General features: G+C 73.2%; 18 protein-coding genes. 13 read left to right on the forward strand and 5 right to left on the reverse strand.

All coding sequences use genetic code 11. The features are described 5' to 3' along the window. Positions 1-7 precede the first annotated feature (7 nt). On the reverse strand, positions 8-1,372 hold the full coding sequence (locus ACZ68P_RS19310; protein ID WP_471007607.1) for a hypothetical protein: 1,365 nt from the start codon (positions 1,370-1,372) through the stop codon (positions 8-10). Positions 1,373-1,609: 237 nt separating this feature from the next. Between ACZ68P_RS19310 and argH the strand changes: the two genes are divergently transcribed. After that, complete coding sequence (argH, locus tag ACZ68P_RS19315; protein WP_471007609.1) at positions 1,610-3,037, forward strand: argininosuccinate lyase; 1,428 nt, start codon at positions 1,610-1,612, stop codon at positions 3,035-3,037. Between the two features lie 15 nt (positions 3,038-3,052). Here the strand turns inward: argH and ACZ68P_RS19320 are convergent, their stop codons facing one another. Then, positions 3,053-3,562, reverse strand: a complete 510-nt coding sequence (locus tag ACZ68P_RS19320) for an HAD domain-containing protein (protein ID WP_471007610.1) — start codon at positions 3,560-3,562, stop codon at positions 3,053-3,055. A gap of 85 nt (positions 3,563-3,647) precedes the next feature. Here ACZ68P_RS19320 and ACZ68P_RS19325 point away from each other — a divergent pair, with 85 nt between their 5' ends. Beyond that, a complete protein-coding gene (locus ACZ68P_RS19325; RefSeq protein WP_471007612.1) occupies positions 3,648-4,199 on the forward strand; it encodes a TetR/AcrR family transcriptional regulator in 552 nt (183 codons plus the stop codon). Next, positions 4,196-5,740: an MFS transporter gene (locus ACZ68P_RS19330; RefSeq protein WP_471007614.1), complete on the forward strand. Its 1,545-nt coding sequence runs from the start codon at positions 4,196-4,198 to the stop codon at positions 5,738-5,740. The genes ACZ68P_RS19325 and ACZ68P_RS19330 overlap by 4 nt, the downstream gene beginning before the upstream one ends. A 158-nt stretch (positions 5,741-5,898) precedes the next feature. Here the strand turns inward: ACZ68P_RS19330 and ACZ68P_RS19335 are convergent, their stop codons facing one another. After that, positions 5,899-6,570, reverse strand: a complete 672-nt coding sequence (locus tag ACZ68P_RS19335) for a lysophospholipid acyltransferase family protein (RefSeq protein WP_365719504.1) — start codon at positions 6,568-6,570, stop codon at positions 5,899-5,901. Between the two features lie 211 nt (positions 6,571-6,781). Here ACZ68P_RS19335 and ACZ68P_RS19340 point away from each other — a divergent pair, with 211 nt between their 5' ends. The 3 genes from ACZ68P_RS19340 (at position 6,782) to ACZ68P_RS19350 (ending at position 9,324) form a co-directional block, all read left to right on the forward strand. After that, positions 6,782-7,963 carry a glycerophosphodiester phosphodiesterase gene (locus ACZ68P_RS19340; RefSeq protein ID WP_471007616.1) on the forward strand — a complete coding sequence of 394 codons (1,182 nt, stop codon included), beginning with the start codon at positions 6,782-6,784 and terminating at the stop codon, positions 7,961-7,963. Positions 7,964-8,218: 255 nt separating this feature from the next. Then, positions 8,219-8,824 carry a sigma-70 family RNA polymerase sigma factor gene (locus ACZ68P_RS19345; RefSeq protein ID WP_471007618.1) on the forward strand — a complete coding sequence of 202 codons (606 nt, stop codon included), beginning with the start codon at positions 8,219-8,221 and terminating at the stop codon, positions 8,822-8,824. Between the two features lie 17 nt (positions 8,825-8,841). After that, complete coding sequence (locus tag ACZ68P_RS19350; protein ID WP_365719498.1) at positions 8,842-9,324, forward strand: GNAT family N-acetyltransferase; 483 nt, start codon at positions 8,842-8,844, stop codon at positions 9,322-9,324. 39 nt (positions 9,325-9,363) lie between these two features. On the opposite strand, the gene ACZ68P_RS19355 is transcribed toward ACZ68P_RS19350, so the two are convergent. Beyond that, complete coding sequence (locus tag ACZ68P_RS19355; protein ID WP_471007619.1) at positions 9,364-9,786, reverse strand: hypothetical protein; 423 nt, start codon at positions 9,784-9,786, stop codon at positions 9,364-9,366. A gap of 2 nt (positions 9,787-9,788) precedes the next feature. Then, positions 9,789-10,151 carry a hypothetical protein gene (locus ACZ68P_RS19360; RefSeq protein WP_365719494.1) on the reverse strand — a complete coding sequence of 121 codons (363 nt, stop codon included), beginning with the start codon at positions 10,149-10,151 and terminating at the stop codon, positions 9,789-9,791. A gap of 691 nt (positions 10,152-10,842) precedes the next feature. On the opposite strand from ACZ68P_RS19360, the gene ACZ68P_RS19365 reads away from it, so the two are divergent. The 7 genes from ACZ68P_RS19365 to cobA all read left to right on the forward strand — a co-directional run bounded on the left by ACZ68P_RS19365 (position 10,843) and on the right by cobA (position 21,150). Beyond that, positions 10,843-11,895: a methionine ABC transporter ATP-binding protein gene (locus tag ACZ68P_RS19365; RefSeq protein ID WP_471007620.1), complete on the forward strand. Its 1,053-nt coding sequence runs from the start codon at positions 10,843-10,845 to the stop codon at positions 11,893-11,895. Continuing rightward, positions 11,892-12,560, forward strand: a complete 669-nt coding sequence (locus ACZ68P_RS19370) for a methionine ABC transporter permease (protein WP_471007621.1) — start codon at positions 11,892-11,894, stop codon at positions 12,558-12,560. The genes ACZ68P_RS19365 and ACZ68P_RS19370 overlap by 4 nt, the downstream gene beginning before the upstream one ends. An 82-nt stretch (positions 12,561-12,642) precedes the next feature. After that, positions 12,643-13,503, forward strand: a complete 861-nt coding sequence (locus ACZ68P_RS19375; RefSeq protein WP_471007623.1) for a MetQ/NlpA family ABC transporter substrate-binding protein — start codon at positions 12,643-12,645, stop codon at positions 13,501-13,503. A gap of 165 nt (positions 13,504-13,668) precedes the next feature. Then, entirely contained in the window at positions 13,669-14,304 is a 636-nt protein-coding gene (locus ACZ68P_RS19380; protein WP_471007625.1) for a GNAT family N-acetyltransferase, read from the forward strand. Positions 14,305-14,389: 85 nt separating this feature from the next. After that, the gene (gene cbiE / locus ACZ68P_RS19385) at positions 14,390-15,679 is read left to right on the forward strand and encodes a precorrin-6y C5,15-methyltransferase (decarboxylating) subunit CbiE (RefSeq protein WP_471007626.1); all 1,290 of its coding nucleotides are present in this window, start codon (positions 14,390-14,392) and stop codon (positions 15,677-15,679) included. A gap of 304 nt (positions 15,680-15,983) precedes the next feature. Then, positions 15,984-19,661, forward strand: a complete 3,678-nt coding sequence (gene cobT, locus ACZ68P_RS19390) for a nicotinate-nucleotide--dimethylbenzimidazole phosphoribosyltransferase (protein WP_471007628.1) — start codon at positions 15,984-15,986, stop codon at positions 19,659-19,661. A 256-nt stretch (positions 19,662-19,917) separates the two neighbouring features. Then, complete coding sequence (cobA, locus tag ACZ68P_RS19395) at positions 19,918-21,150, forward strand: uroporphyrinogen-III C-methyltransferase (RefSeq protein ID WP_471007631.1); 1,233 nt, start codon at positions 19,918-19,920, stop codon at positions 21,148-21,150. Positions 21,151-21,171: the final 21 nt, after the last annotated feature.

The raw sequence follows: 21,171 nt of genomic DNA on the forward strand, positions 1-21,171 counted from the left end.
CACCGTCTCACCTGGTGGTGACCCTGCGGCTGCCCAGCACCGCGAGCGCGTCGGCCCGCAGTTTCGCGTCCGGGTCGCCGCTCAGCCGCCGCGCCGCCTCCGCGTACGCCTCCCCACCCCGCGCGGCCAGCAGCCGGAAGGCTCCGGTGCGCACGTGCCGGGGCCGGTCCGAGGTCAGGCGCTCCGTCAGCTCCGCCGGGCACAGCCGGTGCGCCCACGGTGCGAGTGCGCCCGCCGCCTCCCGTACGACGCCGGGCGCGGGGTCGTCGAGCAGCACCGTCATCCGTGCCGGGTCCACGGTCTCCAGGAGCCGCAGGCCGGCCACGGCACCGGCGCGCACACCGTCGCGCGGGTGGAGGGTCAGCGGCCACAGCAGATCCGCGTCGGCCCGCGAACCGCACTCGGCGAGCCCGATCGGCGCGCCGGGCGGCACGTCCGGGCCCGCGCACAGCGCTCGGTAGACAGGGGCGGTGTCGGTCCCGGCCTTCCGCAGCACATAGCGGGCGCAGGCCCGCACCAGCGCGGACCGGTCCGTGAGGAAGGGCCCGGCCTCGTCGTGCCGCTCCGCCCGGCGCAACGCCGTCACGCCGGCCGACCGCACCCGCGGGTACGGGGACCGCAACAGCGGGTGCAGCACGTCGTCGCCGGTGGTGACGTCGACAGCCGCGAGCACGCCGCTCGCGCAGAGGTCCTGGACGACCACGTCCTCGTCCGTGGCGGCGATCAAGGCCAGCCGGGCGGCCGAGAAGAGCCCGCGTTCGACCGCGAGCCGGTGCCCGAGCCTTCGCACGGCCCGTTCCCCGCTCGCGAGGACGGCGTCGAGCGTGGGTGCGGGGCCCGCTTTCAGGGCGGTCTCCACGAGGTCGAGGGCGACGTCTCCGCGCTGTCGGCCCGAGACCCTCAGGACGACGGCGGCCAGGACGCCGATCCCCTCGGGGCCGACGCCGGGCAGCACGGCCCGCAGCAGGTCCCGGGCCTCCACGCGGACCGGCTCCACCCAGTCCGCGCAACGGATCGCGATCAGGGGCAGCAGGGCGGGCAGCCCCTTCGTCCGCCGCAGTGCGGCCTGCCGTATCCGGCCGTCGGGGTGGCACAGGGCGAGGGCGACCTCGGTCTCGGTGGGCGCGGGGTGCGCACGGCGCCGTGACAGGTTCACCGACGGCAGGGGCGCGTCCCACTCCCAGGTCACCCGGCGTACGGGGCGATCGCTCGCCCACGCGAAGGAGGGGAGCCCCGACGGCTGGTGCCCGGCCACCTCCCGCACCGCGCGGTCCAGCCCGGTCCACTCCGCCGCGTCGTAGACATCGATCGCCTCGGCGATCGGTGTTCCCTGCGCCAGTGCGACGGCGTGTTCGATGTCCCTGCTCAGCATGGGGGGAGCGTAGGCGTCGCCTCCGGTGCGCGCTCCCGATTATTCAGCCCCGGAAAATTGACAGAACATACGGAGGACCGCATAGTTATGCCTATCGCATCGTCGAGCCCTCCGCGAAGACCGCCGCCGGCGTGACCTCGCGCGACCCCTGGTCGTTCCACAGCTGCCTCCCCGGTCGTCCACCCGCCGCGGGAAGGCGGTCGCACATCTCCACCCTTGTCCTGAGGAGCAGTAGCTGTGAGCAGCAAGAACGGTGACGTCCGGCTCTGGGGCGGCCGCTTCGCCGACGGCCCCGCCGAGGCCCTCGCGAAGCTGTCCGCGTCGGTCCACTTCGACTGGCGGCTCGCGCCGTACGACATCGCCGGATCGCGTGCCCACGCGCGCGTGCTCCACAAGGCGGGTCTCCTCACCGAGGACGAACTGACGCGCATGCTCGCCGGCCTCGACCGGCTGGAGGCGGACGTCGCCGACGGCTCGTTCGTCGGCACGATCGCCGACGAGGACGTCCACACGGCTCTGGAGCGCGGGCTCCTGGAGCGGCTCGGCGCCGACCTCGGCGGCAAGCTGCGCGCCGGACGGTCCCGCAACGACCAGGTCGCCACCCTCTTCCGGATGTACCTGCGCGACCACGCCCGGATCATCGGCGGCCTGATCGCCGACCTCCAGGACGCGCTCGTCGGTCTCGCGGAGGCCCACGCTGACGTGGCCATGCCGGGCCGGACTCACCTCCAGCACGCCCAGCCGGTGCTCTTCGCCCACCACGTCCTCGCCCACGTGCAGTCCCTCTCCCGGGACGCCGAGCGGCTGCGCCAGTGGGACACCCGTACGGCCGTCTCGCCGTACGGCTCCGGGGCCCTGGCCGGCTCCTCCCTCGGGCTCGACCCGGAGGCGGTCGCCAAGGACCTCGGTTTCGAGCGCGGTTCGGCCGGCAACTCCATCGACGGCACGGCGTCCCGTGACTTCGTCGCCGAGTTCGCCTTCATCACGGCCATGATCGGCGTGAACCTCTCCCGGATCGCGGAGGAGATCATCATCTGGAACACGAAGGAGTTCTCCTTCGTGACCCTGCACGACGCCTTCTCCACCGGCTCGTCGATCATGCCGCAGAAGAAGAACCCGGACATCGCCGAGCTGGCCCGGGGCAAGTCCGGTCGCCTCATCGGCAACCTCACCGGACTCATGGCCACGCTCAAGGCGCTGCCGCTCGCCTACAACCGTGACCTCCAGGAGGACAAGGAGCCGGTCTTCGACTCCTGCGACCAGCTGGAGGTCCTGCTCCCGGCCTTCACCGGCATGATGGCGACGCTCACGGTCAACCGGGAGCGCATGGAGGAGCTGGCCCCGGCCGGCTTCTCGCTCGCCACCGACATCGCCGAGTGGCTGGTCAAGCAGGGCGTGCCGTTCCGGGTGGCGCACGAGGTCGCCGGCGAGTGCGTCAAGGTCGCCGAGGCGGACGGCAAGGAGCTGGACGAGCTCACGGACGAGCAGTTCGCGAAGATCTCCCCGCACCTCACCCCCGAGGTGCGCGGCGTCCTCAACGTCCCCGGCGCCCTCGCCTCCCGCGACGGCCGCGGCGGCACGGCCCCGTCCGCGGTGGCCGCCCAGCTGGTGGAGGTCAAGGCGGACCTGGTGATCCAGCACGCCTGGGCCGCCGTGAGGAAGTAGCCCTCCCCCCTCGCGTCACAGCGCCGCCGCCCACTCCGTGAGCGCGTCGAAGTCCGGCCGGAGCAGTCCGAGTCGGGGGTCGACGTGCAGCAACAGGGCGGCGGCGAGGTGCTGGTGCTCCACGTACTCGCGGTCGTACGACGTGATGTCGTCGTCGACCCATGCGAACGGTCGCCCGGCCGCGTACTCCAGGATGTACTGCGTCTTCCAGAAGGTCCCGTGAGGGGCCTTTCCGTGCATCGAGGGCCAGTCGATGAACGGCAGCTCCGGCAGCCCGAGATGCGGCCCTATCCAGTCGTTCGCCTCGCCCTTCCACGTCGTCGCCCACACCAGCTCGTACGCCTCCGCGAGCGCGCGCAGCTCGCCACCGTGGGCGGGATTGAGCCACACCCGCAGCGGCTTCGTGTCGAACCAGCCGCCCGGCCGCATCCGGTGTGTGGTGTATCCCTCCGGGCGGCGCTCGCGCTGGGCCGCGTAGGGATTCAGCGGACCGTCCACGTCGAGCAGCAGCAACGGCTTCGTCATGGTCACAGCATTCCTTTCCACACCGTGGTGAGGCGGCGATTTATCGAATGAGACATCAACGTCTCATTCGGTGTATGGTCGTCTCATGTCAGTCGACCGCACCCAGGTGCTCCGCGCCGCCGCCGCCCTGCTCGCCCGGAAATCGACCGCCACCATGGACGAGGTCGCCCGGGCCGCCGGTATCGGCCGCGCCACCCTGCACCGGCACTTCGCCGGGCGGGACGCGCTGGTCAGAGCCCTCGAGGCGATGGGCCTTCAGGAGTTCGAGGCCGCGTGCGACGCCGCACGTCTCGACGAGGGCCCGGCCGACGAGGCGCTGCGGCGGCTCGTCGCCGCGACCGAGCCCAACGCGCAGCTGCTGGCCTTCCTCGTCACCGAGAACCAGCTCTTCGAGGGCGACGACGTCGACGAGGGCTGGGCCCGGCTCGACGCGAGGGTCAGCGCCCTCTTCCGGCGCGGCCAGGAGGAAGGCACCTTCCGGATCGACCTGAGCCCCGCCTGGCTCACCGAGGCCCTCTACGGGCTCGTCTCGGCCTGTGCCTGGTCCGTGATGGACGGACGGGTCGCGACCAACGACTTTCAGTACATGATCACCGAGCTGCTGCTCGGTGGCGCACGACGGAGCGTGGAGAAGTGAGCAGGACCCAGCAGCTGAGCCCGACGACGGGGACGGAGGTGAAGAGCCCCGGCCGCTGGCTCGCGCTCTCGGTTCTCGTCCTGGCCGTCCTCCTGGTCGCCGTGGACGCCACCGTCCTCGGCCTGGCGACGCCCGCGCTCAGCGAGGACCTGGAGCCGACCGGCACGCAGCTGCTGTGGATCGGCGACATCTACTCCTTCGTCATCGCCGGACTCCTGGTCTCCATGGGCTCCCTCGGTGACCGGATCGGCCGCAAGAAGCTGCTCCTGATCGGGGCGACCGCCTTCGGCGCCGTCTCCGTGCTCAACGCGTACGCCACCAGCCCCGAGATGATGATCGTCGCCCGCGCCCTCCTCGGCGTGGCCGGCGCGACGCTGATGCCGTCGACCCTGGCGCTCATCCGCAACATCTTCCACGACCCCAAGGAGCGCAGCCTCGCCATCGGCATCTGGGGCGCCACCGCCTCGGCCGGCGCGGCCGTCGGCCCGGTGGTCGGCGGAGCGCTGCTCCAGCACTTCTGGTGGGGCTCGGTCTTCCTCATCAACCTGCCGGTGATGGCCGCCCTGGTCCTCGTCGGCATCAAGCTGCTGCCCGAGTCCAGGAACCCGGTGGCCGGCCCCTGGGACCTGGTCAGCGTCGGCCTCTCCCTGGTCGGCGTCATCGGTGTCGTCTACGCCGTCAAGGAAGTCGCCTCGCACGCTCCGACGTGGGAGGTCGGCGCGGCCGTCGTCATCGGAGCCGCCGCCCTCCACGCCTTCGTCCGGCGCCAGTACGCGCTGACCGCGCCGCTGCTCGACATGCGGCTGTTCAGGCACCGGGGCTTCTCCGGTGCGGTCCTCGCCGACCTGCTCACCGTCTTCGGACTGTCCGGACTGGTCTTCTTCCTCTCCCAGTTCCTGCAACTCGTCCAGGGACGCGATCCGCTGGAGGCGGGCCTGGCCGAACTGCCCGCCGCCGTCGGCGCCGTGGTCACCGGTCTGGTCGCGGGCCGGTACGCCCGGCGGTACTCGGTGCGCGGCGTCGTCGCCGGCGGCCTCGGCGCCATCGGACTGGCGCTCGCGGTCATCACGCTGGTCCACAAGGAGACCGGATATCCGCTGCTCGGCGGGGCGCTGCTGGTCGTCGGCCTCGGCGCCGGCTTCTCCTTCACCGTCACCGCCGACGTGATCCTCTCCAGCGTCCCGAAGGAGCAGGCCGGTTCCGCCTCCGCCGTCTCCGAGACCGCGTACGAACTGGGCGCGGCGCTCGGCATCGCGCTCCTCGGATCGATCGTGACCGGTGTGTACCAGGGCTTCGCCACCCCGGCCGGTGTGCCGGCGGCCACGGCCGCCGCCGCGCACGAGTCGCTGGGCGGCGCGGTGGAGGCCTCCGCGGGCCTCGCCCCCGACACGGCGACCGCCCTGGTCTCCGCGGCCCAGGTCGCCTTCGTCGACGGCCTGCGCATCGCGGCGGGCGTGGGAGCGACGGTCCTCCTCGCGACCGCGGTCGCGGCCTGGTTCCTCCTGCGGGGCCAGAAGCTCGAGGACGGCGTGGAGCACTGACGCCACGAAGGGCGCGCGGGCGCCACGGACGCCATGCCGCGCCCGGGTGCCTCTTCCCCTACGGGGCGGCCGACGCCGGACCTCCGCAACGCGGCGGCGCCCCCGTACGGCCTTCGCCGTGCGGGGGCGCCGCTCGTCTCACACCATGCGGACCGGCGTCACGCCGCCTTCGCCTTGGTGGCGTACATGTCCACGTACTCCTGGCCCGACAGGCGCATGACCTCGGCCATCACCGAGTCCGTCACGGCCCGCAGCACATAGCGGTCGCGGTCCATGCCCTCGTACCGCGAGAACTCCATCGGCTCGCCGAACCGGACCGTCACCCGTCCGGGACGCGGCAGCCCCGAGCCGCCCGGCTGGATCTTGTCCGTACCGATCATGGCGAACGGCACCACCGGCGCGCCCGTCATCAGGGTCAGGCGCGCGATGCCCGTACGGCCCCGGTACAGCCGGCCGTCGGGGGAGCGGGTGCCCTCCGGGTAGATCGAGAAGATCTTGCCCTCCTCCAGCACCCGACGCCCCGTCATCAGAGCCGCGACACCGCCGCGGCCCCCGTCGCGGTCCACCGGGATCATGCCGACACTGGTGAAGAACCAGGCCATCAGCCGGCCCTTGAAGCCCTTGCCCGTGACGTACTCGTCCTTGCCGATGAAGAAGACCGGGCGGTCCGTGCAGATCGGCATGATCATCGAGTCGATGAACGTGAGGTGGTTGCCCGCCAGGATCACCGGACCCGTCCCGGGGATGTTCTCGACGCCCTCCACACGAGGACGGAACATCAGGCGCAGGATCGGTCCGAGCACTGCCTTGATGAGTGCGAGACGGGACAACGGTTCCTCCGGTGTCGGGGCGGGTGGTCTGTGCAGGTCGCGACGATACTCGCGGGTCACCGCGGTGCGCACATCGGGTTCACGGACCGGATACGCAGTGTTGACGTGTGTTTCCGCCATGTTCGACCAGCATCTGCCGCAGGTAAGGGACGACTGCCTACGGTCGGGACCACGATTGACAGGTGCGGGACATCACACTGGAGGAGCCTTCATGACACAGGGAGCAGACCGGACCCCGGCACGGCGGACGGTCCTCGGAGCGGCCGGAGTGGCGGGAGCGGCCGTGCTGGGCGCCTCGACGGTCCTGCCCGCCGGGACCGCGCACGCAGCCGGAACCGCGGACGCCGCCGGGGCCAGGGGCAGGGGCCACGGCTACCGCTCCCTGCCCGTGCCCACCGTCATCGCCCACCGCGGCGCCAGCGGCTACCGCCCCGAGCACACCCTCGGCTCCTACCAGTTCGCCCTCGACCTCGGTGCCCACGTGATCGAGCAGGACCTCGTCCCCACCAAGGACGGTCATCTCGTATGCCGTCACGAGAACGACATCACCGGGACGACCGACGTCGCCGACCACCCGGAGTTCGCCTCCCGCAGGACCACCAAGTCCGTCGACGGCACCTCCTTCACGGGCTGGTTCACCGAGGACTTCACGCTCGCCGAGCTGAAGACCCTGCGCGCCAAGGAGCGGATCCCGGGCACCCGTCAGGAGAACACCCTCTACGACGGCCGCTGGGAGATCCCCACCTTCGAGGAGGTGCTGCGCTGGGCCGAGCGGGAGGGACGCCGCCGGGGCCGGGAGGTCTGGCTGCACGTCGAGACCAAGCACCCCACCTACTTCCGCTCCCTCGGCCTCGGCCTGGAGGAGCGGCTCGCCAAGCTGCTGCGCCGGTACGGACGGCACCGTGCCGACTCGCCGGTCTTCCTCCAGTCCTTCGAGCCCAGCAGCGTCCAGCGGCTCGCGAAGCTGGTCGACTCCCCGCGCGTGGTCCTGCTGTCGGGTGCGGGCAGCCGCCCCTGGGACTTCGTCGAGGCGGGCGACCCCCGCACGGTCGCCGACCTCGTCACGCCGGCGGGCCTGCGCTGGATCTCCTCGTACGCCCAGGGCATCGGCCCCACCCTGGACCTGGTCATCCCGCGGGACGCCGGCGGCCGGCTGGGCACCCCGACCACCCTGGTGCGCGACGCCCACGCGCGCGGGCTCATCCTCCACCCGTACACCCAGCGCAACGAGAACGGCTTCCTGCCCGCGGACTTCCGCCGGGGCACGGACCCGAACGCCTACGGAGACGTCTTCGGCGCCCTGAAGGCGTATCTGGCGACGGGCATCGACGGTGTCTTCTCCGACAACCCGGACACGGCCCTCCTCGCCGCGGCGGACTTCACCGCGAGCTGAGCCCGCCGCCGATGGCGCCACCAGGTCAGCCGCTCTCAGCCCTTCACCGAGGTGGCCACCCCGGTCAGGCTCCGAGCCCGTGCCGGTGATGCCACCACGGCTCGGAGCCGAGCCAGGCGCCGCGTGCGCCCCCGGAGGTCGGCGCAGGCCCGCCTCCGCCCCGGCGGTAGGCGCGCCGCCCGGCCGGAACCCCCGACCGGGTGGTTTGCGCCCGGCTCCGCAACCGTCCCCCACCCGCACGGCATCGTCGCGGGCATGACCCTCCCCGAGCCGCACCTCCTGCGCACCCTCGCCCCCCTCCTCGCCGCCGAGTCGCGCGCCGAGGCCCCCGCCGCCGGTGTCGAGCCGGGCGACCTGGAACAGGCCGTCTGGCTCAAGCTCCTGGAGCGGCTCCAGGACGACGCGGCCCCCGAGCGTCCCGCCGACTGGCTGCGCCGGGCGGTCCGCGCCGAGGCCCGCCGCGCCCGCCGGGCCGCGCTGCGCGAGCGCCCCTACGACGAGCCCTCCCCGCGGGGCGAGGAGACCGCCGAGCCGCACACCACCGCCCCGCGGACCGCCGAGCCGTACGCCGTCGACCTCCACGACTCGCCCGAGGGCTCGGCGCTCGTGGCGGAACGGCGCCGCGTCCTGCGCGCCGCCGTCCGCCGTACCCCCGGCCACTGCCCCCGCCTGCTCACCGCGATGCTCGACCCCGCCGACCCCACCTACCGGGAAATCGCAGGAGAGTTGGGTATCTCACAGGGCAGTCTGGGGCCGATGCGTTCCCGGTGCCTGGGATGTTTGCGCAGAATGCTGGCGGCAGAGGTTCCCGCGCCTCGCCCGAGGGGAAGGGTGCGGGAAACCGACCGGCGGACCAGGTGAGCGGGAGGCATGCGCACATGGGCATGAGCGTGACCATCTCAGCGGCAGACGCGCAGGACGCGGAGCACATACTCAAGCTGCAGTACCTCTGTTACCAGAGCGAGGCGGAGCTGTACGGCGACTGGTCCATCGAGCCGCTGACCCAGACGCTCGACGCGCTGCGGGCCGAACTCGCCGAAGGACACGCGCTCGTGGCGCGCCTCGGGGACGAGATCGTCGCCTCCGTACGCGGCCGGGCCGACGAGGCCGGCACCGTCCTGATCGCCAAGCTGATCGTCCATCCGCGCCTGCGGCGCCACGGACTCGGCGGGCGTCTGCTCGACGCCATCGAGAGCCACTTCGCCGGCGACCCGGTCCCCGCCGCCAAGCGCTTCCAGCTCTTCACCGGTCACCGCAGCGACGGGAACCTCCGTCTCTACCGCCGCAAGGGGTACGAAGCGGTCGGCACCCGCGAGATCGGGCCGCGCCTCACGCTCGTGACCCTGGAGAAGGCCGCCTGACCCGACCGGTCGGTCGTTCCGGCCGGGCGGCCGCCGGGCTCAGACGGTCTCGGCGCGGGAGCGGCGGAGCCACCAGATCCCGGTCACCGGCAGCAGGACGGGAATGAAGACGTAGCCGTAGCCGTAGTCCGACCAGACCGTGGCGTCCGGGAAGGCGGACGGATCGAGCAGTGTCCAGGTCCCCACCGTCAGCACGCCCACCAGCTCGGCGGCGCAGCACACCAGCGCCGCCTTGCGGGCGGTGTCCCCGCCGCGCACGAGGGTGTAGGTGATGAACGCGTACACCGCCGCCGCCACCGCCGAGAGCGCGTACGCGAGCGGCGCCCGGTCGAACTCGGTCGCGATCTGGTAGATCGAGCGCGAGACCGCGCCCACCGACATCACGCCGTACAGCCAGACCAGCAGCATCCCGGGACCCTGGACGAGCCGCGTCCGCGTCCGGTTCTCACGCATCACGGTCATGGTCAGTCCACCGTCCAGATGTCGAAGAGACGCACTTCCAGGACCGCGAGCACGACCGCGCCGGCCGCCACCGTCGCCGAACCCCATCGGCTCCGCTCCGCGAGCGACATGAAACCGGCCGCGGGCACCGCGCACAGCGCCCCCAGCAGATACGCGACGAAGATCGTCGCGCCCTCGTCGGCCTTCTCGCCGCCCGCCAGCCGGGCGATGCCGACCACCAGCTGGGCCAGCGCCAGGACGGTCACCACGGCCATGCCGATGAAGTGCCAGTCCTTGGTCGGCTGGTCCCGGAAGGCGGCGAAGCCGCACCAGGCGGCGAGGGCGAGCGCGGCCACCGAAACCGCGACCGTCAGGGCGTCAAGCATGGGCCCGAGGGTATTACGGTCCAAAAGACCCGCCGCGCGCACCCCCCGGCGCCGCCCCGCACACCCCCGGCGCGCCCGCCCCCGTGCACCTGGTCGCCGGCCTCCGCGCGCCCCACGGCAGCCGCCCCCGGGCATCACGGACCCGCCCCCGGGCGCCACTCCTGGCCGCCCGGTGAAGACCGTGGTCTTGACCACAGCGGGCCCCGCCCGCGGCCGTGGGCCGAGGGCGTCGTGCTCGCCCCGGCGGAGGTGTTCCCGCAGGCCACGGGCGGCGCGGCACGGTACCGCCCACGGCGGACGGAGAGCCTTCTCCTGTCCGCATGCTGCGACGCTTACGTCCGCTATTCGGACACCCCGGCGGGTGTCGAACGCCTGCGTGCTTTACTTGCAGCCATGACCACGACGAGCAGCCGCACCCTTGCGACCGAGGCGATCAGCACGCCCGGTGCTCGTTGTATGTGTCGAATGTGCGCCTTCTGAGGGCCCCCGCCTGAGTCTCGCGCCCCGAAGCGAGACCCGACGGTCGAGCCGATCCGCCCGCCATCCGGCGCCGGACCGTGCCCTGCCCCGCGCACGAGCTGCCTCCCGGCCACCCGCCGAAACCAGCCGATCTGCGCCTGACTGTCCGAACGACGAATGCCCCGTGCCCGGCGGACCCCGCGCCGCGCACTCGACAGTGACGGAAACCCCTGTGATCACCACTTCGGGCCTGACCAAGGTCTATGAGTCGCGAGGCCGCGAGGTCACCGCTCTGGACGGCGTCGACCTCCACGTCCGCGAGGGCGAGGTGTACGGCGTGATCGGCCAGAGCGGCGCCGGCAAGTCCTCGCTCATCCGCTGCGTCAACCTCCTGGAGCGCCCCACCTCCGGCACCGTGACGGTCGACGGCGTCGACCTCACCGCGCTGGCCGCCCGCGGCCGCCGCGCCGGCAAAGACCTGCGCCGGGCGCGCAGCAGCATCGGCATGGTCTTCCAGCACTTCAACCTGCTGTCCTCCCGCACGGTCAAGGAGAACATCGAGCTGCCGCTCGAGATCCTCGGAGTCTCCGGCGCCGAGCGCTCGCGCCGCGCCCTGGAACTCCTCGACCTGGTCGGCCTCGCCGACAAGGCCAAGGCCTACCCCGGGCAGCTCTCCGGCGGCCAGAAGCAGCGCGTCGGCATCGCCCGCGCCCTGGCCGGCGAACCCAAGGTCCTGCTCTCCGACGAGGCCACCAGCGCCCTCGACCCGGAGACCACCCGCTCTATCCTCCAGCTGCTGCGCGACCTCAACCGGCAGCTCGGCCTCACCGTCCTGTTGATCACGCACGAGATGGACGTCGTCAAGACGATCTGCGACTCCGCCGCGCTGATGCAGAAGGGCCGGATCGTCGAGTCCGGCACCGTGGGCGAACTGCTCGCCACCCCCGGCTCCCAGCTGGCGGCCGAGCTCTTCCCGGTCGGCGGCGCCGCCACCGGCCCCGACCGCACGGTCGTCGACGTCACCTTCCACGGCGAGGCCGCCACCCAGCCGGTGATCTCCCAGCTCTCCCGCACGTACAACGTCGACATCTCGATCCTCGGGGCGGCGATGGACACCGTGGGCGGCAAGCAGATCGGCCGGATGCGGATCGAACTGCCCGGACGGTACGAGGAGAACGTCGTCCCGGTCGGCTTCCTGCGCGAGCAGGGCCTCCAGGTCGACGTCGTCGACGAGGACACGGCGCCCGAGGCGGCGCCCGTACTGGTCAAGGAAGGTGCCAAGTGACCTGGTCGGAGATGCAGCCCCTGCTGGAGCAGGGCACCGTCGACACGCTCTACATGGTTTTGTGGGCCACCGTCGTCACCGTCCTCGGCGGACTGCCGCTCGGCATCCTCCTCGTCCTCACGGACCAGGGAGGGCTGCTGCAGAACACGGTGGTCAACAAGGTCGTCGGCGTGATCGTGAACATCGGCCGCTCGCTGCCGTTCATCATCCTGCTGATCGCCCTGATCCCCTTCACCACGTTCGTCGTCGGCACCTTCATCGGGCCCACCGCGATGATCGTGCCGCTCGCCATCGGCGCCATCCCCTTCTTCGCGCGCCTCGTCGAGACCGCCCTGCGCGAGGTGGACCACGGCCTCGTGGAAGCCGTCCAGTCCATGGGCGGCTCGGTCCCGACGATCATCCGCAAGGTGCTGCTGCCGCAGTCCCTGCCCTCGCTCGTCTCCGGTGTCACCACCACCGTCATCGTGCTCGTCGGCTACTCCGCGATGGCCGGCGCGGTCGGCGGCGAAGGGCTCGGCTCCAAGGCCATCACCTACGGATACCAGCGCTTCGACACCCAGTTCATGCTGGTCACCGTCGTCGTCCTGATCGCGATCGTCACCGTCGTCCAGGTCATCGGCGACCTCGCCGTCCGGCTCCTCGCCCGCCGGGGACGCACCGCGTAGACACCCAGACTTCGTCCTTTCGAAGAAAAGCCCGGACTTGTTGTCCAGGCGTCCACCGCACCACCTGAAAGAGGCACTCTTCGTGCGTAAGAACATCAAGCTCACCGCCGGTATCGCCGCCACCGCCGCGCTCGCCCTGGGCCTCACCGCCTGCGGCACGGCCTCCGACCCGTCCTCCTCCAAGGACCCGGCCGCGTCCGCCGACAAGCCGCTCGTCGTCGCCGCGTCCCCGACGCCGCACGCCGACATCCTCGAGTTCGTCAAGGACAACCTCGCCGCGAAGGAGGGCCTGAAGCTGGAGGTGAAGGAGTTCACGGACTACGTGCTGCCGAACACCGCCACCGAGTCCGGCCAGGTCGACGCCAACTTCTTCCAGCACAAGCCGTACCTCGACGACTTCAACCTGAAGAACAAGACCCACATCGTCCCGGTGGTCAACGTCCACCTGGAGCCCCTCGGCCTCTACTCCAAGAAGGTCGAGAACCTCAAGGACATCAAGGCCGGCCAGACCATCGCCGTCCCCAACGACACCACCAACGGCGGCCGGGCGCTCAAGCTCCTCGCCGACAACGGTCTGATCACCCTCAAGGACGGCGTCGGGTCCAACGCCAAGCTCTCCGACATCACCGACAAGAAGGGCCTGGAGTTCAAGGAGCTGGAGGCCGCCACCGTGCCCCGCGCCCTGAACGACGTGGACGCCGCGGTGGTCAACGGCAACTACGCCATCGAGGCCAAGCTCAACCCGGCCACCGACTCCCTGGCCCTGGAGAAGGCGGAGGGCAACCCCTACGCCAACTTCCTCGCCGTCAAGGAGGGCAACGAGAAGGACGCCCGCGTGCAGAAGCTCGTCAAGCTCCTCAACTCGCCCGAGGTGAAGAAGTACATCGAGGACACCTACAAGAACGGTGCGGTCGTCCCGGCCTTCGGAGCCGTCGCCAAGTAAGGCCCGCCGTACGATCCTTGTGACGAAGGCCCCCGCATCCCGTCCGATGCGCGGGGCCTTCGTCGCCCCTCGCCCACAGCGGACCCGGCCATGCGCACCGACGGCTGCATGCTGCATGCTGTGCGTTCACGGTCGATTCGGACGGTCCTCGGCATGGAGCTGCGCATGACTACCACCTTTCCGGACATCTCCATCAGCACGGACCGGTTGGTGCTGCGCGCACTCGAGGAGGCCGACGCCCCCGCCCTGGCCGAGATGATGAACGACGAACTGGTGGCCGCCTGGACCGCGGTGCCCCAGCCGTTCACCGAAGCGGCCGCCCTCACCTGGATCAACGAGTACGCGCCCACCGAGCGCGCCGCCGGCCGGGGCATCGACCTGGCCGTCACCGAGTTCCTCACCCAGCGCCTGGTCGGCGTGATCCAACTGGGCAGGACCAACTGGCACGTCCGCTCCACCGAGCTCTCCTACATCATCGCGCCCTGGGCCCGCGGCGAGGGCTACGCCTCCGAAGCCGCGCTCGCCACCGCCCAGTGGCTCTTCGGCGACCAGCGGTTCGAGCGCCTCGAACTGCGCACGGCGGCGGACAACACCGCCTCCCAGCAGGTCGCGCAGAAGATCGGCTGCATCAGCGAGGGCGTCCTGCGCAACGCGTGCATAGCCCGCACCCGCACCGAGGACGGCGGCTGGACCGACCTGCGCACCGACTTCATCGTGTGGGGCCTCCTGCCCGAGGACCTCGAAGGCGTCGCCGACCAGATGGCCGAGGCCGGATACTCCTCGTACGCCGACTGGAGCTGAGCCGGCGGACGACGCCGGGTACGCTCGACACCTTCCCCGACACCTCCGCCGACCGGCGACGACACACCTCAGGAGAGACACGACGATGGCCGACCGGGTCACGGTGATCGGCTGGGACGGCTCGCCCCTCACCGCAGCGGCCCGGTCCGCGCTCTCGGCCGCCACCCTCGTGGCCGGCGCGGCCCACCACCTCGCCCTGCCCGAGGTCCCCATGGGCGCCGAACGCATCCGACTCGGCAGCGTCGACCTCGCCGCCCGCCGCATCGCCGGCCACCGCGGCAGCGCCGTCGTCCTCGCCGACGGAGACCCCGGCTTCTTCGGCGTCGTCCGTACCCTGCGCGCCCCCGAGCACGGCCTGGAGGTCGAGGTCGTCCCGGCGGTCTCCTCGGTCGCCGCCGCCTTCGCCCGGGCCGGCATGCCCTGGGACGACGCCCGGATCGTCGTCGCCCACCAGCGCACCCTGCGCCGCGCGGTCAACGTCTGCCGGTCCCACCCCAAGGTCGCCGTCCTCACCTCGCCCGGAGCCGGCCCCGCCGAACTCGCCCTCCTCCTCGACGGCGTCCACCGCACCTTCGTCATCTGCGAGGCGCTCGGCACCGACCGGGAACAGGTCACCGTCCTGACCTCCGACAAGGCCGCCGACCACGCCTGGCGGGACCCCAACGTCGTCATCGTCATCGGCGGATCCACCACCGGTCAGGGAAGCGGCTGGCTCATGGGCCACGAGACCCCGGCCGTCCGCGGCTGGGCCCTGCCCGCCGAGGACGACGGCGAGGAGTACGGCCCCGGCGGCGCGAACGGAACCCGAAGCGGAACCGGTACCGGCAAGGGAAGCGGAAGCGACGCCGGGATCGCGCGCCGGGCCGGCAACGGAGCGACCCCGCCCCTGCGCGCCGCCCAGCTCGCCCGCCTCGGCCCCCGCGTCGGCGACCTCGTCTGGGACATCGGCTGCGGCGACGGGGCGCTCTCCGTCGAGGCCGCCCGCTTCGGGGCCGCCGTCATCGCGGTGGACGCCGACCCGGCAGCCTGTGCCCGCGCCGACGCCGCCGCCCGGCGCTCCGGCGTCCAGCTCCACGTCGTCGCGGGCCGCGCCCCGCACGTACTGGAACGACTTCCCGAACCCGATGTCGTACGCATCGGCGGCGGTGGGGTGGCCGTCGTGACGGCCTGCACCGACCGCAGGCCGGAACGGATCGTCACCCACGCCTCCACCCGCGACGAGGCCGAGGCCCTCGGCGCGGCCCTCTCCGACGGCGGGTACACCCTCGAGTGCGCCCTGCTCCAGAGCGTCGACCTGGACCCGGGCGACTGGACGGAACGCGAACGCTCGGTCGTGTTCCTGCTCTCCGGCCGCAGGATCGATCGCGCCCCGTGATCGAGTGCCCGCGCAGGGCCAGGTAGGCTGGCCGATCGTTGTACCGCCCCAGGACGTTCGGTGCTTTGTTCGCCCATGTCCGGAAAGAGCGGCGGCTTTGAGCCGCTCACGTGGGGCGACGCAACAGGGGGACGCGCGACGTGGCGCAGTCCACAGCGCACCGTGGCGGATCTGCCTGCCACGATGGCCGAAGGCCGCGACAATGCTTGGGTGTCCGCGCGTCATTCGTGCCGCGCGACGCGCACGCTCGTTGTTGTCGACGGGCGCAGGTTGAAGGAGCACAAGCGATGGGCGAGGGGTACGCATGACGGACACCGGCCAGGTCCCGGGCGAGGGGCTGCCGGAGAACGCAGGCACGGTCGAGCAGCCGGGCATCCCCGCCCCGGCCGCGTACACCTTCCTGGACCCCTCCGAGAGCGCAGCCGAAGAAGACGACCTCCTGCTGATGCCCGGCGCGCAGGGCGCCTGGAGCGAGCACCCGCCGGGCGCCGTGGCGGCGCCGCCGGTCGCCGTGCCGCCGCCCGCCCCGGCCCAGACGTCGGGGCAGCCGCCGATGGTGGACCCGCTCACCGACCCGCTGGCCGGGCCGCTCGCCGACGCGCTCGCGGCCCAGTCGCCCATGGGTCAGGTCCCGCCCGCACAGCAGGGGCAGAACCACCCGTCCACCCCGGCGCACGGCGTCCCGACCGACGAGACGTCCGGGCACTTCGCCGGCCAGGGCGCACCGGCGCACGGGATCGCCACCCCCGCGCACGGCGTCCCCCTCGCGGAAGGCCAGGCGGCCGACGCCCACGGCGCTCCGTACGCCACCCAGGGCCCCACCACCCCCGCGCACGGCCTCACCGTCTCCGCCGAAGGGTTCGGGACCCCGGCCCACGGCGTGCCGGTCGCGCAGGGCACCACGGAACACGGCTACGAGCCCGGAATCCTGGACACCGGCGCCCACGAGGCCGCCGGGCGCGATTCCGGCTCCGTCGACCTCGGCGGCGTCCGCATGCCGCAGCCGGCCGCCGCTCCGACCCCGCCGCCCGCCCGCCGCCCGCTGCACATGGGCCCGCCGGTCCCGGACAACACCGGGGGAGTCGTGCGCTCGCTGGCCGACCGCGGTCCCGCCGGCTCCCCGGCCGCCGCGCCCGCCCCGGCACCCGAGCCCGCCCCGGCCGCGGTGGCCGCGACGGCGCCCGGCCCGATGCCGGTCCGCGCGGACGGCCCGCAGACCACCGGTCTCGAGTACCTCGACATCCCCCAGGACGCGCAGGAGCGGCCCGCCGCGCAGGTCGGCCCCCAGATCGGCGACATCCCGCCGCAGGGCGCCGTGCCGTGGGACCCGCAGCCCCCGCAGTCCGTCGGGCCGCAGACGCCTCCCGTCGCGGCCGCAGAAACGGTCGGCCAGTTCGTCCCGGTCGAGGGCACGGTGCCGACGACGCCCCACCTCGCGCCGACGCCGCCGGCGGGGACGGCGATGACGCCCGAGACCGCGCACGTCCCCGAGGCCGTCGAGGAGCCCGCCGAGGTGGCGGAACCGGCCGCCGTCGCGGAGGCCGAGCCGGCCGCCGGGACGTCCGAGCCCGTGGACGTCGCCGAGGCGCCGGCGGAGGAGCCCCTGGCGACCGTTCCCGCGCCGCGCGACGGAAGCGCCCCCGCGGCCGTTCCCGTCCTCCCGGCCGAGCCGGTGGCGGCCGCCGAGGCGCAGCCCGAGCCGATCGTCGAGCCCGCGCCCGAGCCGACCGTCGAGCCCGCGCCCGAGCCCGAGCAGGTCGCCGAGGCCGTCGCCGCCCCGGAGCCGACGCCCGAGCCCGTCGTCGCGGAGAGCGCCCCGGAGGCGCCCGAGCCCGCGCCGGAGGAGCTCCCGGCCGAGGCCGAGCCGCAGGCGGAGACCGACGCCCCGGCCGCCCCCGCGGCCGAGCCCGAGCTGCCGGCCGATCCTCAGCCGCAGGCCGCGCCGGTGGCAGAGGCCGCTGTGGAAACCGAGGACGCACCCCTGGCCGACGCCGAGGCCGCCCTCGTGACCGCGGGCGAGCAGGAGCCCGGCGCCGACGCCGAGGCCGTGATCGCGCCGGAGGGCCTGCCCGTGACCGAAGCCCCAGCGGACGCCGAGGCCGCGCCGGTGGCCGAGACGACGGACGCGCTCGAGGCCGCGCCCGCGCCCGAGGTCCAGCCCACGCCGGAGGCCGACGTCGACGTCGAGGCCGCGTCCGAGGCGGAGCCCCAGGCCGAGGCCGGCCACGAGGAGGCTCCCGTCTCCGCCGGCACCCCGGCCCCCGGCTACGACGACGCCGAACGCGAGGCCGTCCTGCGCGTCATGCGCGAGCGCCGCGACATCCGCAACGGCTTCCGCTCCGACCCGATCCCGCACGAGGTGCTGCTGCGCGTCCTGGAGGCCGCCCACACCGCCCCGAGCGTCGGCCACTCCCAGCCTTGGGACTTCGTCGTCATCCGCTCCGCCGAGACCCGCCGGAGCATGCACGAACTGGCCCAGCGCCAGCGCGAGGCGTACGCCCAGTCGCTGCCGAAGGCCCGGGCGAAGCAGTTCAAGGAACTGAAGATCGAGGCCATCCTCGACACCCCGGTCAACATCGTCGTCACCGCCGACCCCACCCGGGGCGGGCGGCACACCCTCGGCCGCTACACCCAGCCGCAGATGGCGCCGTACTCCTCCGCCCTCGCCGTCGAGAACCTCTGGCTCGCCGCCCGCGCCGAGGGCCTCGGCGTCGGCTGGGTCAGCTTCTTCGACGAGCGCGAGATGGTCCGCGCCCTCGGCCTGCCCGAGCACCTCGAAGTCGTCGCGTACCTGTGCGTGGGCTACGTCGACGAGTTCCCCGAGGAGCCCGAGCTGATGCAGGCGGGCTGGTCCAAGCGCCGCCCGCTGTCCTGGGTCGTCCACGAGGAGACGTACGGACGCCGCGCGCTGCCCGGCGAGGAGCCGCACGACCTGCTCCAGGAGACCATCTCCACCATCCGCCCCCTGGACGCGAAGGCGCTCGGCGAGGCGTGGGAGCGGCAGAAGCGGATGACCAAGCCGGCCGGGGCGCTCGGCATGCTGGAGATCATCTCCGCCCAGCTCTCCGGCCTGTCCCGGATGTGCCCGCCGCCGATCCCCGAGCCCGCGGCCGTCGCCATCTTCGCCGGCGACCACGGCGTCCACGCCCAGGGCGTCACGGCGTGGCCCCAGGAGGTGACCGGCCAGATGGTCGCGAACTTCCTCGGCGGCGGCGCCGTCTGCAACGCCTTCGCCAACCAGGTCGGCGCCGAGGTCTGCGTCATCGACGTCGGCGTCGCCTCCGAGCTCCCGGCCACGCCGGGGCTGCTGCCCCGCAAGGTCCGCCCGGGCACGGGCGACTTCACCACCGGTCTCGCGATGACGCGGGAGGAGGTGCTCGCCGCGATCGAGGTGGGCATCGAGACCGCGCGGGACCTGGTCGCCGCCGGCAACAAGGCGCTGCTGACCGGTGAGATGGGCATCGCCAACACGACGGCGTCGGCGGCGCTGATCTCCGTGTACACCGGCGTCGACCCGGTCGAGGTCACCGGCCGTGGCACCGGCATCAACGACGAGATGCACGCCCGGAAGGTGGACGTGGTCCGCCGCGCCCTCGACCTCCACCAGCCGGACCCGGCGGACCCGATCGGCGTCCTGTCGGCGATCGGCGGCCTGGAGCACGCGGCGCTGGTCGGCCTCATCCTGGGCGCGGCGTCGCTGCGCACGCCCGTCGTCCTCGACGGCGTCTCGACGGGCGCGGCCGCGCTGGTGGCCCGGGCGATCGCCCCCGAGTCCCTGGCTGCCTGCATCGCCGGTCACCGCAGCGCCGAGCCGGGCCACGTGGCGGCCCTGAACAAGCTGGGTCTGCGCCCCCTGGTCGACCTCGACCTCCGCCTCGGCGAGGGCACGGGCGCGCTCCTGGCCCTCCCGATCGTCCAGAGCGCCGCCCGGGCGATGCACGAGGTCGCGACCTTCGACTCGGCGGGCGTGACGGAGAAGTAACCACCGCCGGCCGGTCGCGCCGGCCGCGCGTGCGGGCCCTCGTTCCCCCCCGGCGGAACGAGGGCCCCGCACCGGGGAGGGACAAGGGTCACAGGCCGCGCATCCCCGGTGACCGATATCGTGTGCCCAGGTCGAACACACCCCGCGCCACCAGCCGCTTCCCCGTCGCAGCCGGCGCACCCGCCCGCTCCCCCCGCCGCTTCACCGCCGCAGCGGCCCCGCACACGCCCCGCCCCTCCCGAGGAGCCGCACGCCCATGGCCGAGCACGCCGAGCACCCCGCCTACCCCGTCGGACTGCGCCTCTCCGGCCGCCGCGTCGTCGTCTTCGGCGGCGGACAGGTAGCCCAGCGCAGGCTCCCCGCCCTGATCGCCGCCGGCGCCCACGTCACCCTGGTCTCCCCGTCCGCGACCCCGTCCGTCGAGGCCATGGCCGAGGCCGGCGAGATCACCTGGGTCCGGCGCCGTTACGAGGACGGCGACATCGCCGACGCCTGGTACGCGCTCGTCGCCACCAGCGACCCGGCCGCCAACGCCGCCGCGTCCGCCGAGGCCGAGCGGACCAAGACCTGGTGCGTGCGCTCCGACGACGCCGAGGCCGCCACCGCCTGGACCCCGGCCACCGGCCGCAGCGAGGGCGTGACCGTCGCCGTGCTCACGGGCCACGACCCCCGGCGCTCCGCCGCCGTGCGCGACGCGATCGTCGAGGGCCTGCGGGACGGCTCCCTGGCCGCCCCGCAGCACCGCTCCCGTACCCCCTTCGTCGCCCTCGTCGGCGGCGGCCCCGGCGATCCGGACCTGATCACGGTCCGCGGCCGGCGGCTGCTCGCCGAGGCCGACGTGGTGATCGCCGACCGCCTCGGCCCCCGCGACCTGCTCGACGAACTGCCGCCGCACGTCGAGGTGATCGACGCGGCGAAGATCCCCTACGGGCGCTTCATGGCCCAGGAGGCGATCAACAACGCCCTCATCGAGCACGCCAAGGCCGGGAAGTCGGTCGTGCGCCTCAAGGGCGGCGACCCGTTCGTCTTCGGCCGCGGCATGGAGGAGGCCCAGGCGCTCGCCGCCGAGGGCATCGCGTGCACGGTCGTCCCCGGCATCTCCAGCTCGATCTCCGTCCCCGGCGCGGCCGGCATCCCGGTCACCCACCGCGGTGTCGCGCACGAGTTCACCGTCGTCAGCGGGCACGTCGCCCCCGACGACCCGCGCTCCCTGGTCGACTGGGCCTCACTGGCCAAGCTCACCGGCACGCTGGTGATCCTCATGGGCGTGGACAAGATCGGGAAGATCGCCGAGGCGCTCGTCGCCCACGGCAAGGACCCCGGGACCCCGCTCGCCCTGGTCCAGGAGGGCACGACGGCCGCCCAGCGCCGGGTCGACGCGACGCTCGCCACGGTCGCGGAGACGGTCAGGGCCCAGGAGGTCCGGCCGCCCGCGGTCATCGTCATCGGCGAGGTCGTCGGCGAGGGCCCGGACAAGCTCGTGCGGTGACCGGGCGCGGCGGGCCGCCGC

Source organism: Streptomyces sp. NPDC036822 (assembly GCF_055609145.1).

What these genes read in the sequence shown, in the direction of transcription:
- ACZ68P_RS19310 (WP_471007607.1), bottom strand. Translation starts at nt 1,372, where the DNA reads ATGCTGAGCAGGGACATCGAACACGCCGTCGCACTGGCGCAGGGAACA.
- ACZ68P_RS19320 (WP_471007610.1), bottom strand. Translation starts at nt 3,562, where the DNA reads ATGACGAAGCCGTTGCTGCTGCTCGACGTGGACGGTCCGCTGAATCCC.
- ACZ68P_RS19325 (WP_471007612.1), top strand. Translation starts at nt 3,648, where the DNA reads ATGTCAGTCGACCGCACCCAGGTGCTCCGCGCCGCCGCCGCCCTGCTC.
- ACZ68P_RS19340 (WP_471007616.1), top strand. Translation starts at nt 6,782, where the DNA reads ATGACACAGGGAGCAGACCGGACCCCGGCACGGCGGACGGTCCTCGGA.
- ACZ68P_RS19345 (WP_471007618.1), top strand. Translation starts at nt 8,219, where the DNA reads ATGACCCTCCCCGAGCCGCACCTCCTGCGCACCCTCGCCCCCCTCCTC.
- ACZ68P_RS19350 (WP_365719498.1), top strand. Translation starts at nt 8,842, where the DNA reads ATGGGCATGAGCGTGACCATCTCAGCGGCAGACGCGCAGGACGCGGAG.
- ACZ68P_RS19355 (WP_471007619.1), bottom strand. Translation starts at nt 9,786, where the DNA reads ATGACCGTGATGCGTGAGAACCGGACGCGGACGCGGCTCGTCCAGGGT.
- ACZ68P_RS19360 (WP_365719494.1), bottom strand. Translation starts at nt 10,151, where the DNA reads ATGCTTGACGCCCTGACGGTCGCGGTTTCGGTGGCCGCGCTCGCCCTC.
- ACZ68P_RS19380 (WP_471007625.1), top strand. Translation starts at nt 13,669, where the DNA reads ATGACTACCACCTTTCCGGACATCTCCATCAGCACGGACCGGTTGGTG.
- cbiE (WP_471007626.1), top strand. Translation starts at nt 14,390, where the DNA reads ATGGCCGACCGGGTCACGGTGATCGGCTGGGACGGCTCGCCCCTCACC.
- cobT (WP_471007628.1), top strand. Translation starts at nt 15,984, where the DNA reads ATGACGGACACCGGCCAGGTCCCGGGCGAGGGGCTGCCGGAGAACGCA.
- cobA (WP_471007631.1), top strand. Translation starts at nt 19,918, where the DNA reads ATGGCCGAGCACGCCGAGCACCCCGCCTACCCCGTCGGACTGCGCCTC.